The sequence below is a fragment of the Nocardia sp. CDC160 genome (assembly GCF_035818795.1).
In the GTDB taxonomy this organism is placed as follows: Bacteria; Actinomycetota; Actinomycetes; order Mycobacteriales; family Mycobacteriaceae; genus Nocardia.
In genome coordinates this window covers 39354-50856 of record NZ_JAYKYT010000004.1, presented here as the reverse complement: position 1 = coordinate 50856, position 11503 = coordinate 39354, and the positions used below count along the sequence as shown (strand labels likewise).

12 protein-coding genes are annotated in these 11503 nt (G+C 67.4%); 2 read left to right on the top strand and 10 right to left on the bottom strand.

What is annotated here, in order from left to right:
* Positions 1 to 18: 18 nt before the first annotated feature.
* A complete protein-coding gene (locus VMT40_RS21505) occupies positions 19 to 1572 on the bottom strand; it encodes a glycosyltransferase family 39 protein (protein WP_326360346.1) in 1554 nt (517 codons plus the stop codon).
* A gap of 166 nt (positions 1573 to 1738) precedes the next feature.
* On the opposite strand from VMT40_RS21505, the gene VMT40_RS21500 reads away from it, so the two are divergent.
* The gene (locus VMT40_RS21500; RefSeq protein ID WP_326360344.1) at positions 1739 to 2242 is read left to right on the top strand and encodes a nitroreductase/quinone reductase family protein; all 504 of its coding nucleotides are present in this window, start codon (positions 1739 to 1741) and stop codon (positions 2240 to 2242) included.
* Between the two features lie 18 nt (positions 2243 to 2260).
* Here the strand turns inward: VMT40_RS21500 and VMT40_RS21495 are convergent, their stop codons facing one another.
* Positions 2261 to 2641 carry a nitroreductase family deazaflavin-dependent oxidoreductase gene (locus tag VMT40_RS21495; RefSeq protein WP_326360343.1) on the bottom strand — a complete coding sequence of 127 codons (381 nt, stop codon included), beginning with the start codon at positions 2639 to 2641 and terminating at the stop codon, positions 2261 to 2263.
* Positions 2642 to 2772: 131 nt separating this feature from the next.
* Between VMT40_RS21495 and VMT40_RS21490 the strand changes: the two genes are divergently transcribed.
* The gene (locus VMT40_RS21490; protein WP_326360342.1) at positions 2773 to 3291 is read left to right on the top strand and encodes an NUDIX hydrolase; all 519 of its coding nucleotides are present in this window, start codon (positions 2773 to 2775) and stop codon (positions 3289 to 3291) included.
* A 287-nt stretch (positions 3292 to 3578) separates the two neighbouring features.
* Here the strand turns inward: VMT40_RS21490 and VMT40_RS21485 are convergent, their stop codons facing one another.
* From VMT40_RS21485 to VMT40_RS21450, 8 genes are all read right to left on the bottom strand, one after another.
* Positions 3579 to 4259 carry a TIGR00266 family protein gene (locus VMT40_RS21485; protein ID WP_326360341.1) on the bottom strand — a complete coding sequence of 227 codons (681 nt, stop codon included), beginning with the start codon at positions 4257 to 4259 and terminating at the stop codon, positions 3579 to 3581.
* A 51-nt stretch (positions 4260 to 4310) separates the two neighbouring features.
* Positions 4311 to 5453 (bottom strand): ABC transporter substrate-binding protein, encoded by a 1143-nt coding sequence (locus VMT40_RS21480; RefSeq protein WP_326360340.1) that lies wholly within the window; start codon positions 5451 to 5453, stop codon positions 4311 to 4313.
* The gene (locus VMT40_RS21475) at positions 5450 to 6190 is read right to left on the bottom strand and encodes an ABC transporter permease (RefSeq protein ID WP_326360339.1); all 741 of its coding nucleotides are present in this window, start codon (positions 6188 to 6190) and stop codon (positions 5450 to 5452) included. The genes VMT40_RS21480 and VMT40_RS21475 overlap by 4 nt, the downstream gene beginning before the upstream one ends.
* Positions 6191 to 6219: 29 nt before the next feature.
* On the bottom strand, positions 6220 to 7074 hold the full coding sequence (locus VMT40_RS21470) for an ABC transporter ATP-binding protein (RefSeq protein ID WP_326360338.1): 855 nt from the start codon (positions 7072 to 7074) through the stop codon (positions 6220 to 6222).
* Between the two features lie 109 nt (positions 7075 to 7183).
* Positions 7184 to 8134, bottom strand: coding sequence for an ABC transporter permease (locus VMT40_RS21465; RefSeq protein WP_326360337.1), 951 nt, complete (start codon positions 8132 to 8134; stop codon positions 7184 to 7186).
* Positions 8131 to 9168 (bottom strand): TIGR03842 family LLM class F420-dependent oxidoreductase, encoded by a 1038-nt coding sequence (locus VMT40_RS21460; RefSeq protein WP_326360336.1) that lies wholly within the window; start codon positions 9166 to 9168, stop codon positions 8131 to 8133. The genes VMT40_RS21465 and VMT40_RS21460 overlap by 4 nt, the downstream gene beginning before the upstream one ends.
* A 29-nt stretch (positions 9169 to 9197) precedes the next feature.
* Positions 9198 to 10619 carry a dihydropyrimidinase gene (hydA, locus tag VMT40_RS21455; protein ID WP_326360335.1) on the bottom strand — a complete coding sequence of 474 codons (1422 nt, stop codon included), beginning with the start codon at positions 10617 to 10619 and terminating at the stop codon, positions 9198 to 9200.
* Positions 10616 to 11452, bottom strand: coding sequence for a nitrilase-related carbon-nitrogen hydrolase (locus VMT40_RS21450; RefSeq protein ID WP_326310639.1), 837 nt, complete (start codon positions 11450 to 11452; stop codon positions 10616 to 10618). The genes hydA and VMT40_RS21450 overlap by 4 nt, the downstream gene beginning before the upstream one ends.
* Positions 11453 to 11503: the final 51 nt, after the last annotated feature.

Below are 11503 nucleotides of genomic sequence, written 5' to 3'. Positions count from 1 at the left end.
TCGGCCGAACTGTTTGCGCTACAGGTGCATCCAGTTCGGCCACACCTGCGCCCAGGGCTTCTTCTCACCCGTGCACACCCAGATGGTGACGTCCTGGGTATTGCCCTTGAACCCGAGCCGGGTGTTGACCTTGCCGACCGGTTCCACGTGCTCGAACTGGCTGCGCAGCACCGCCTCGTAGCCGCCGACCGCGATGACCGCCGAGGCATTGTCCGGCGGCGTGCCGAAATAGCCGAAGCCGCGGCTGGGACTGTAGATCGGCGGCAGCTCCTTGCGGCCGAGCTCGTCGAGAGCGCTTGCCTGCCAATAGGTGTCGGTGATGATGACGGCGTGCGCCGCCTCCGGCGGCGGTAGGTCGCGGTAGGCGCGGATCACCTCGTCGGTGAGCTCGTGCCAGCCGAAGGACCCGTAGACGCCGATATTGATGGCCGCCTCGGCGTCGTCCTTGGGCGGGCGCACCTGGTCGGCGGGCCGCCACGGCGTCGAGTACAGGGTGAAAGCCGTTGCGCCCAAGCCCAATATCGCGACGAAGGCGACGAGCATCCGCCGCCACAGCGGTTTCACGCGCTCGGCCGTCCCGACCACGCCCACCGCCCCCGCCGCGATCATGACCGCGTACATGCCCGCCGCGTAGTAGATCCGTCCGCCCGTGAGCAGGAACGCCGCGTACAACAGCAGCAACGCCACACCCAGAAATCGATACGGCCGCAACGATTCCCACCGCAGCAGCACCCACAGCCCCCACAACAGCAGCAGCGCCCCCAGGTACCCGGCCAGGCTCACCGACATCGGCACGAACAGCAGCCGCCCGCCCAGAATCCCCTGCTCGGCCCCGATCACCCCGCCCATCTTCAACTGCGGCCACGCATGCCGTGCCTGCCACAGCAGTTCCGGAATGGTCGCGACCACCACGATGGCCCCGCCGACCCAGAGCAGCGGCCGCCGCACCAGCTCGCGCGGCCCGCACAGCAGACTGCTCGCCGCGACCGCGATCCAGAAGAACGGGATCAGCCATTTCACTTGCATGTCCACCGCAGTCACGAGGGCGGCGGCCAGCAGCAGCCGGTCGTCGCGGGTGCGCACCCAGCGCACGAGCAGCCAGGTGATGATCACCCACAGCGCGGTGTCTACGGCATTGGTGGTGAGCATGGTGCCCTGCAGCAGCAGGAACGGTGAACTCGCGTAACCGAGGGCGGCCAGCAGTTGGGCCCAGCGCCCGCCCTCGAATTCGCGGGCGAGCATGGCGCACAGCACGATCGCGGTCACGGTCAAGGCGACCGACGGCAGCCGCAGCACCAGGAACGATCCGGGCGCGATGGTGTCCATCAACCGGGCCAGCAGCGGCAGCACCGGCCCCTGGTCGGCGTACCCGAACGAGGGTCGCCGCCCGGCGGCCAGGAAGTACAGCTCGTCGCCGAAGTAGCCGTAGCGCGAGGCCGACAGCACCAGCACCACCGCCGCGGGCACCGCGACCGCCGCCACCGTCCACCACGCCATGGGCGGGCGGTCCTCGACCTTGGCATGCCGCCCCGAACCGGGCCGCGGGGCCGGGCGATCCACCACATCGGTCACTGCGCACTCCTGCTCGGCGGGACACGCTCCGGACAGAAGGGAATCTACAGCTTCTTTTCGGCAAACCGGCGATATGGCGCGGACCGCCCTCGTCGCCGGTTCCCGCGGCCTATACTCGATGCCGGTGTGACTGCCGCGCAACGCGTTTCAGCGAAGGAGGCCCGGCATGACCGAGCAAACACCGGAGACCAACCCCTACGGCACCCCGACCACGAGCGGTCCGGAGCCGCTCCGCTCGTATCAGAAGCAGCTCAATACCGTGATGCGCACCCTGCTCAAGGTGCCCTTCCTGGGCCCGCAGGTCGGTAAGCGGCTCTGTGTGCTGCACGTGGTCGGCCGTAAATCCGGCAAGGTCTACGACATCCCGGTCGCCTATACCCGCCACGACGGCGACATCCTCATCGGTACCGGCAAGTGGGCGTGGGTGAAGAACATTCGCAAGGGCACCCCGCTCGCGGTGTCCTTCGGCGGCCCGAAGCGGACCGCCGACGCCGAGGTGCTCACCGACGCCGAATCGGTGGTGCGGCTCTCGGACGTCATCGCGCGCGACAACAAGCAGTGGGCCAAGTTCAATGGCATCGGCCTGGACGCCCAGGGCAACCCGAACAAGGCCGACGCCTACCAGAGCTGGCAAAAGGGCACCGTGATCATCCGGCTCACGGTGCACTAGCCCCGCGCCACCGGCGCTTCAGTCGACGCGGCGGGCCTGGACGTAGTCCTCGGCGTTCAGGCCCACCAGCACCTGCCGTACCAGCGGCGGGGCCCACGAGGCCGACGCGTCGTGCCCGACCACCGGATCGGCCAGCGTCACCGTCTGCCCGCGGGTCTCGAATTCGAAGGTCCCCGCGGCGCGAATGTTCTTGAGCCAGTCCACATCCCGCCCGTAGGTCAGCGCGATGCGGTAGCCGCCGTCGCGCTCGAAGACCATGACCGGCGACCGATACACCCGCCCGGACTTGCGGCCCTTGTGGATCACGACGCCGAAGAACGGCGCGACGCGGGCCATCACGCCCAACACCGGATTGCTGATCTTGCGATTGATCTTCGCGAGGGTCTGGGGCAGCGGCATGGTCTCGTCCTCCCTGACGAAAACGGTTGCGTCCCTGACGCTACGCCGCCACGGCCGTCCACGCTCGGCATCGCTAGGGTGGCGTCGAGGACGCCGGGTGACGCGGCGCGACGGGAAGGAGAACCCGGCCCATGCCGGAGATGATCGCGGTCTACGACGCCGCCGGTCGCGAGATCGGCGCGCAGGAGCGCGCGGTGGTGTACGCCGAGGGCATCTGGCATGCCAGCGCGGGCGTGCTGGTGCGTTCGCGCGATGGTTCGAAGGTGTACGTGCACAAGCGAACCGACACCAAGGCCGTCTTCGCCGGTATGCACGACTGCCTGACGGGCGGGGTGCTGGGCCCGGGTGAGGATCCGGCCGAGGCCGCGGTGCGGGAACTGGGCGAGGAGCTCGGCATCGAATTGGGTCCGGGCGATGCGCGCCCAGTGCCGCTGGTCAGCGCGTCCTGGGACGGAGAGTGGGCCGGGCGGCCGATGCGTTGTCATCTGTTCGCCTACGAACTGCGCTACGACGGCCCGATCCGGCATCAGCCGGAGGAGATCGTGGACGGATGGTGGTGGACCGACGAGGAATTGCGCTCGCATCTCGAGGATCCGACCTGGCCGTTCGTCCCCGACACCCGCAGTCTCATCCCGGACCTGCTGCGGTAACCACCTCGAACATGGCGACAGCCCATCGAATCCCGCGCGACTCGATGGGCTGTCGTAGCTCGGTGGCCCAGCGGCCTATCGAACGTCAGTGGCTGGCCGAACCGGGGGCGCCACTGCCCGAGAACAGTCCCTGGATGGTCTTGATCAGAACCTCGGCCAGGAAGTCGGAAGCAGATCCAGTTCCCACGTGCTACTCCTCATCTATTACCAACGACATGTCGGCATGTGAATCATGCACGGGTCACATTCGACCGAATGCGCTTTTCAAGGTGACTTACATCACAGACCTAGCCGGATGACGCACTCGAACCGGCCCATGCGGCGAAGGCTCCCGGATTACGGGTCTGCAGCAGCACCCGTCCCGGTCCGGTGAAATCGAAGACCAGCCCCTCGCCGGATTTGAGCGATTGCAGCGAGCGGCCCGACACCGCGCGGCGAATGGTGAAGGTCATGGCCAGGTCGTAGGCGACCACGTGCCCGGTGTCGATGGTGACCGGTTCGCCCGGACCCAGATCGATGACATCGATGGCCCCGAATACCCCGAGCACCACCTCACCCTGCCCGTGCGCGCGCAATCCGAAACCGCCCTCGCCGCCGAACAAGTTGGCCAGGCCACCCCACTTGGCCTCCACCGTGACCCCGTGCGAGTTGGCGATCCACCCGCCGCGGCTGATGAAGAAGGGGCGCTCGGGGGTGATCGGCAGGGCCAGCATGTCGCCGGGCAGTGCCGGGGCCACATCCACCCACCCGCCCTGCGGCGGTGCGGTGAACGTGGACACGAAGAACGACTCCCCCGCCAGCACCGACCGCTTGAGCCCGGCCAGGATGCCGCCTTCGGCCTTGGCGGCCAAGGAGACTCCCGCCGAATGGGCGACCATGGCCCCGGTTTCGACGCGCATGGGTTCGCCCCCGGCCAGGAAGCATCGAGCGATGGTCGACGACGGATTGTGCCGCAGCTCCACCTTCATGCCGCGAGATTAACAGCGCGGACCGGCGCGGGGGCGAACCTCACGATCGCGCTATTTGCCGCCTTCGGTGAGGGTGACCGGCTGTGCGACGTACGAGGTTCCGGTGACGTCCACGCCTTGGGACTTCAGCAGATCCAGCGCCTTGGTCACGTATTCGACGGTGTAGGCAGAGGTGTCGGGGTCCTTGGTGAGGACGGTCTTGCCCTCCTGGTTGCGGGTCGTCTTGGCGATGGCGACGGTGCGGTCCCAGGCGGTCTTGTCGATCATCCCGATTCCATTGGGGGACGGCCAGATCAGCTTGTTGACTTCCGTGATCTGCCATTGCTGGTGGCTCGCGCCGAGGGTCGATCCGGCGGCGACGGTGAGGTCGCGGCACTTCTCGACATTGTCGCGACAGAAGGCCCAGCCCTTCAGCGAGGCGGCGATGAATTTCACCGTCTGGTCGGCGTATTTGCTGTCCTTCAGCTTCTCGGTATTGGCCCAGATGGCGTCCTGGAGCATGGCCACCCCCTGGTCGTTCCAGTCGATGGTGGCGAAATCATCTGCCGTGTACAGCTTTCCGGTGGCCGGGTTCTTCACCTCGAGCAGCTGGGCGTATTCGTTGTAGGACATGGCCTGCGCGGCGTCGATGTCGTGGGCGAGGAAGGCGTTCATGTCGAACTGCTGCTGCACGAGGGTGACGTCCTTCGACGGATCGAGCCCCGCCTTGGTCATGCCCGCGAAGAGTTCGAATTCATTGCCGTAGCCCCAGTTTCCGACCTTCTTGCCCTTCAGGTCGGCCGGGCCGGAGATGCCCGCGCTCTTGAACGACACCTGTTTGGTGCCGGAGCGCTGGAAGATCTGGGCGACGTCGGTGATGCCCGCCCCGGCCTCCCGGGACGCGAGGGCCTTGGGTACCCACGCGATGGCGTAGTCGGCCTGCCCCTGGGCGAGGACGGTCTGGGGGACGATATCGGTTCCGCCGTCGAGGATTTGGACGTCGAGGCCCTGCTCCTTGTAGAAGCCCTGGGAGACCGCGGCCAGATAGCCCGCGAACTGGCCCTGTTTGAACCACTGCAGTTGCAGCTTGACCTTGGTGAGTCCGTCGGAGGTGGTGGAGTTGTCGGTGGTGCTGCATCCGGACAGTGCCGCCACCGCCAGGGTGGCGGCGGCCAGCACGGCCCGGATACGGAATCTGCGTGCGGTACTTCTCATTTCGATCTCCCAAGGATGGTGCGGGGTCTGCGGGTGAGCTGCTCGAGCAGCAGCACGGCGGCCAGGAACACCAGGCCGAGGAGCATGGCGGCCAGGACGTACGCCCAGGCGCGTGGGTAGGCGGTATTGGCGGCGGCGGAGGTGATTCGGCTGCCCAGACCGTGCTGGAGGCCGCCGAAGTATTCGGCGATGATGGCCGCGATCACCGCGCCGGGTGCCGCGATGCGCAGCCCGGTGAACAGGTAGGGCAGCGCGGCGGGCAGGCGCACCGTGCGGGTGATCTGCCAGCCGGTGGCGGCGTAGGCGTGCATGAGGTCGGCTTGCACGCGCGGGACCTGCCGCAATCCCCGTGCGGTGCTGACGAAAACGGGGAAGAAGACCACGATGGTGGCGACCAGGCGGCGGGGCAGGTCGGTGGTCGTGGAGTACATGGAGTTCAGCAGCGGGGCCAGGGCCACGATCGGGACGGCGGCGGCACCGGCCGCCAGGGCGCCGAGAATGCCGTTCACGACCTGGAATCGGACCGCGACAATGGCGGCGGCGATGCCGAGCACCGCACCCGCGAGTAGACCGACGAGGGCGTTCTTCCCGGTGGCGACGGCCGCTTCGAGGATCGCGTGATGGTTGTCCCCGAACGCTTTTCCAATCGCGCTGGGTGAGGGCAGCAGGAAGGTCGGCACCCCCGCCGCGACGGTCAGCACCTGCCACAGGACGAGCAGGACAACGCCGAAAAGCACTGGTGGCAACCAGGTTCTGAGGACACCGGTCATCGCATGTCCCGTCCCGCAGTGCTTTTCGGCGTGCCCGCGCCGCCATGCCCCTCATGCAGGGCGGCGCGGACGGCGGCCACGGCGGAGAAGAACTTCTCGCTGGACCGTACATCGTCGTCGCTGTCGCGGTCCCAGCCGCCGGTGGAGAGGATGTCGGTGATCCGGCCGGGGCGCGGTGACATGACCACGACGCGGTCGGACAGGAAGACGGCCTCGGGGATGGAGTGCGTCACGAAAAGCACCGCGGCGCCGGTCTCTTCGGCAATGCGGAGCAGTTCGCCCTGCATGCGTTCCCGGGTCATCTCGTCGAGTGCGCCGAAGGGCTCGTCCATGAGCAGCAGGGGCGGTTTGCGGGCCAGGGCCCGCGCGATGGCCACGCGCTGCTGCATGCCGCCGGACAGTTCGGCCGGGAAGCGGCGGGCGAATTCGGTCAGGCCGGTGATCTCCAGCAGTTCGGCGCTGCGTGCACGCCTTACCTGCTTTCCCACGCCGTGCAGCTGCAACGGCAGCTCGACGTTCTCCTGCACGGTCCGCCAGTCGAGGAGTCCGGCCTGCTGAAACGCAATCCCATAGTCCTGATCGAGTCGGGCCTTGCGCGCTGTCTTACCGTGCACCACCACGGTTCCCGCACTGGGCTCTTCGAGGTCGGCGACAATGCGCAGCAGCGTGGATTTGCCGCACCCGGAGGGGCCGATGAGTGAGACGAATTCGCCCGCGGCGACGGTCAGGTCGATGTCTTGCAGGGCGGTGACGGCGCCCGCCCCGAAGATCTTGCCGACCGCCCGCAGCTCGATGGCGGGCACGGCGTCGGTGGCGGGTTTCGGTAGGGACGCGGATGCCTCCACGGTCACGGGGTACCTCCGGGCGAACAGCCGATATCGCTTGGGCACGTGGCCCGTTCGGCACTGGCAAGGATGAGGGTGCGGGGCGGTAGGGCTGGGTTTCGGGGTCGAGCTCGGTTCAACGCCGCGCTCCCGAGGTATGGCCCGGGCGGGCATAGCGGCGTAGCAGTCCTTCGAGCGCGGCGACCAGCCCGGTCAGCACCACGCCCAGCAGCGCCGCGGCGATGACCGCCGCGTAGAGCCGGGCGGCATTGCCGGTGGACTGCTGGGAGAACACGATGATCTGCCGCCCGATCCCGCCCGCGGTACCGGTCGAGATCTCGGCGACCACACTGCCGATCACCGACGCGGCGGCCCCGAGTCGCAGCGCGGGCAGGATGTGCGGCACGGCCGCGGGCAACCGCAGGTGCAGCAGCGTGGCCCACCATCCGGCGGCGCAGCTGTGCAGCAACTCGACCGAAGCCTTTGCCGGAGACTGCAATCCGCGCAGGGTACCAATGGCTACTGGGAAGAACACCAGGTACGACGCGATCACCACGATGCTCATCCACGGCTGCCAGGGCTGTCCGGCGATATTGATCTTTCCGCCCCATCCCGCGACCAGCGGTGCCAGCGCGATCAGCGGAACGGTCTGGGAGACGATCACATACGGCAGCAGCCCGCGTTCCACGAACGAGAACCGCTGCATGAGCACGGCCAGCGCGATGCCGACCACCGTGCCCAATCCGAGGGCCAGCAGCGCGAGTTCGAGGGTGAAACCGGCCGTGCGCAGCAGGGTGGCACCGACCGTGGTCTTGCCGTCCCGCTCCCCCAGCACCGTCAGCACCGCCCAGGAGTGCGGTAGCGCGGCGTCGGTGGTGCGCGGGAGCACGCGCTGGCCCCCGACGCTCACGCCATTGGCGGGCACCAGCGCCTTCACCAGCTCCCACGCCGCGATCACCAGCGCGAACGCCGCGAGCGGGTACAGCAGCCGCAACACCCGCGATCCACCGCCCGCGAACCTGCGGGTGGCCGGAAGTACCTGCACCTCAACGGCATCCGCCGCCCGGGTCACCGTCGTGGCGGTCATAGCGTGCTCGCCGTCGCCTCGATCGGGTCGGCCAGGCGGGGCAGCACGGATTCGCCGTAGGCCTCGAGGGTCGAGGTCTTGGCGTCGTGCTGCAGGTAGACGGCGAACTGATCGACGCCCATGGCCTTCAGTTCACGCAACCGGGTGAGGTGTTCGTCCGGTGTGCCGAGGAGGCAGAAGCGATCCACGATCTCGTCGGGAACGAACTGGGCGTGGGTGTTTCCGGCACGGCCGTGCTCGTTGTAGTCGTAGCCGCGGCGTCCGGCGATGTAATCGGTGAGCGCCTTGGGTACCTCGGAGTCCGCGCCGTAGCGGGCGACGATGTCGGCGACGTGGTTGCCCACCATGCCGCCGAACCAACGGCATTGCTCGCGTGCGTGTTTCAGCGCGCCGATGGTGCCGTCGGTGATGTAGGCGGGGGCGGCCACACAGATCGTCACCTCCTTCGGGTCACGGCCCGCGCGCTCGGCGGCGGCGCGCACGCGGGCGATGGTCCAGGCGGTGATGTCCGGATCGGCGAGTTGGAGGATGAACCCGTCGGCCACCTCGCCGGTGAGATCCAGTGCGCGCGGGCCATATCCGGCGACCCACATCGGCAGCCGCGAGTGCTGCGCCCACGGGAATCGGATGATGGTGTCGCCGACCCGCGCACTGCGGCCATTGCCCAATTCCTTGATCACCCCGATGGATTCGCGCAGGGTCGCCAGGGTGGCGGGCCGCCCACCCAAGGTCCGCACCGCCGAATCACCGCGCCCGATCCCGCAGATCGTGCGATTGCCGAACATGTCGTTGAGCGTCGCAAAGGTGGAGGCGGTGACCGTCCAATCCCGGGTGGACGGATTGGTCACCATCGGCCCCACCACCACCTTGCGGGTGGCGGCCAGGATCTGGCTGTAGATGACATACGGCTCCTGCCACAGCAGGTGCGAATCGAAGGTCCACACGTGCGAGAACCCGTGCGTCTCGGCGATTCTCGCCAGCTCCACCACCCGGGAGGCGGGCGGTGTGCACTGCAGCACCACACCGATATCCATGTGGCACTCTCCCCTCGTTGCTCGGGTGATCAGATGAGGTTCTGGGACAGGCCGCGTTTGAGGAACCGGCCGTGTCCGGCGCTGCCCAGGTATTGCCCATCGTCGACGAGGACGCGGCCGCGCGAGAGGACGGTGTCCACGTGGCCGTCGATCTCGAAGCCCTCGTAGGCCGAGTGGTCCATGTTCATGTGGTGGGTCTTGCCCAGGCCGATGCTGGTGTGCCCGTTGGGGTCGTAGATCACCACGTCGGCGTCCGCGCCCGGGCTGATGACGCCCTTGCGCGGGTACAGCCCGAACATGCGCGCGGGCGCGGTGCAGCACACCTCCACCCACTTCTCGAGCGAGATGCGGCCGTCCTTGACGCCCTGGAACATCAGGTCCATGCGGTGTTCGACGCCGCCGATCCCATTGGGGATCTTGCTGAAATCGCCGATGCCGAGTTCCTTCTGGTCCTTCATGCAGAACGGGCAGTGGTCGGTGGCCACCGTGGTGACGTCGCCGGTGCGGATGTAGCGCCACAGCTCGTCCTGATGGCCCTCGGCGCGGGCGCGCAGCGGGGTCGAGCACACCCATTTCGCGCCCTCGAAACCCGGTGCGCCCAGGTTCTCCTCGAGGGAGAGGTACAGGTACTGCGGGCAGGTCTCGCCGAAGACGTTCTGCCCCTTGCCCCTTGCCTCCGCGATCTGTTCGAGGGCCTGTTTGGCCGAGACGTGCACGACGTACAGCGGCGCGCCGGTCAGCTGCGCCAGCATGATCGCGCGGTGCGTGGCCTCCTCTTCCATCTGCCAGGGCCGGGTCACGCCGTGGTAGTAGGGCGCGGTCTCGCCCCGCGAAAGCGCCTGTTCCACAAGCACATCGATGGCTATCCCGTTCTCGGCGTGCATCATGAGCACCGCGCCGAGATCACCCGCGGTTTGCATGGCGCGCAGGATCTGGCCGTCGTCGGAGTAGAAGACGCCCGGGTAGGCCATGAACAGTTTGAAGCTGGTGACGCCCTCGGACACCAATTCGCTCATGCCCTTGAGGGATTCGGCGTCCACCGAGCCGACGATCTGATGGAAGCCGTAGTCGACGGCGCACTTTCCGGCGGCCTTCTCGTGCCACAGCGCGAGGGAGTCCTGGACCCGCTCCCCCGGCTTCTGGACCGCGAAGTCCACGATGGTGGTCGTCCCGCCCCACGCGGCCGCGCGGGTGCCGGTTTCGAACGTGTCGGAGGCCTCGGTGCCGCCGAAGGGCAGCTGCATGTGGGTGTGGCCGTCGACGCCGCCGGGGATGACGTATTTGCCGGTGGCGTCGATGACGGTGTCGGCCGCGGCGGCCAGGTCGGTGCCCAGCGCGGTCGAGCCCGGTTGCACCACGGCGGCAATGGTTTCGCCGTCGATCAGGACGTCGAGGGGCTGAGATCCGGTGGCGGACACCACTGTTCCGCCGTGGATGAAGGTCCGGCTCACGGCTCCACCAGCTTTCCGTAGGCGTCCGGTCGCCGGTCGCGGTAGAAGGCCCAGCGGTCGCGCACCACCTTGATCAGGTCCATGTCGAGGTCGCGCACCACCAGTTCGGGTGCGGTGTCTGAGGCGACCTCGCCCACGAACTTGCCCTCGGGATCGACGAAATAGCTGGTCCCGTAGAAGTCGTCGTCACCGTACTCTTCGATGCCGACCCGGTTGATCGCCCCGATGTAGTACTCGTTGGCGACGGCCGAGGCGGGCTGTTCCAGCTTCCACAGATAACTCGACAGACCGCGCGAGGTCGCCGAGGGATTGAAAACGATCTCCGCGCCCGCCAGTCCGAGCGCGCGCCAACCCTCCGGGAAATGCCGGTCGTAACAGATGTAGACGCCGATTCTGCCGACCGCGGTATCGAAGACGGGCCAGCCGAGATTGCCGGGCCGGAAGTAGAACTTCTCCCAGAAACCGTTCACATGTGGAATGTGGTGTTTTCGATACTTTCCGAGATAGGTGCCGTCGGCATCCACCACGGCCGCCGTGTTGTACAGCAGCCCCGGCTGTTCCTGCTCGTACACCGGCAAGATCATCACCAGCCCGAGCTCCCGCGCCAGCGCCGCGAACCGCTCCACCGTCGGCCCCGGCACCGATTCGGCGTAGTCGTAGAACTTGGTGTCCTGCAACTGACAGAAATACGGTCCGTAGAACAGCTCCTGGAAGCAGATCACCTTGGCCCCGGCCGCCGCCGCTTGCCGCGCATAGTCCTCATGCGCCTTGATCATCGACTCTTTATCGCCGGTCCAGCTCGTCTGCACCAGCGCCGCTCGAACAATCGCCATGCCTTGTGATACTGCACCTGAAACGAATCCGCTTGTGTTACAAGTTGATGG

Bases quoted from the DNA above. Each gene is read 5' to 3' on its own strand.
- VMT40_RS21500 (WP_326360344.1), top strand. From the start codon at position 1,739: ATGACCGAGCAAACACCGGAGACCAACCCCTACGGCACCCCGACCACG.
- VMT40_RS21495 (WP_326360343.1), bottom strand. From the start codon at position 2,641: ATGCCGCTGCCCCAGACCCTCGCGAAGATCAATCGCAAGATCAGCAAT.
- VMT40_RS21490 (WP_326360342.1), top strand. From the start codon at position 2,773: ATGCCGGAGATGATCGCGGTCTACGACGCCGCCGGTCGCGAGATCGGC.
- VMT40_RS21485 (WP_326360341.1), bottom strand. From the start codon at position 4,259: ATGAAGGTGGAGCTGCGGCACAATCCGTCGTCGACCATCGCTCGATGC.
- VMT40_RS21480 (WP_326360340.1), bottom strand. From the start codon at position 5,453: ATGAGAAGTACCGCACGCAGATTCCGTATCCGGGCCGTGCTGGCCGCC.
- VMT40_RS21465 (WP_326360337.1), bottom strand. From the start codon at position 8,134: ATGACCGCCACGACGGTGACCCGGGCGGCGGATGCCGTTGAGGTGCAG.
- VMT40_RS21460 (WP_326360336.1), bottom strand. From the start codon at position 9,168: ATGGATATCGGTGTGGTGCTGCAGTGCACACCGCCCGCCTCCCGGGTG.
- VMT40_RS21450 (WP_326310639.1), bottom strand. From the start codon at position 11,452: ATGGCGATTGTTCGAGCGGCGCTGGTGCAGACGAGCTGGACCGGCGAT.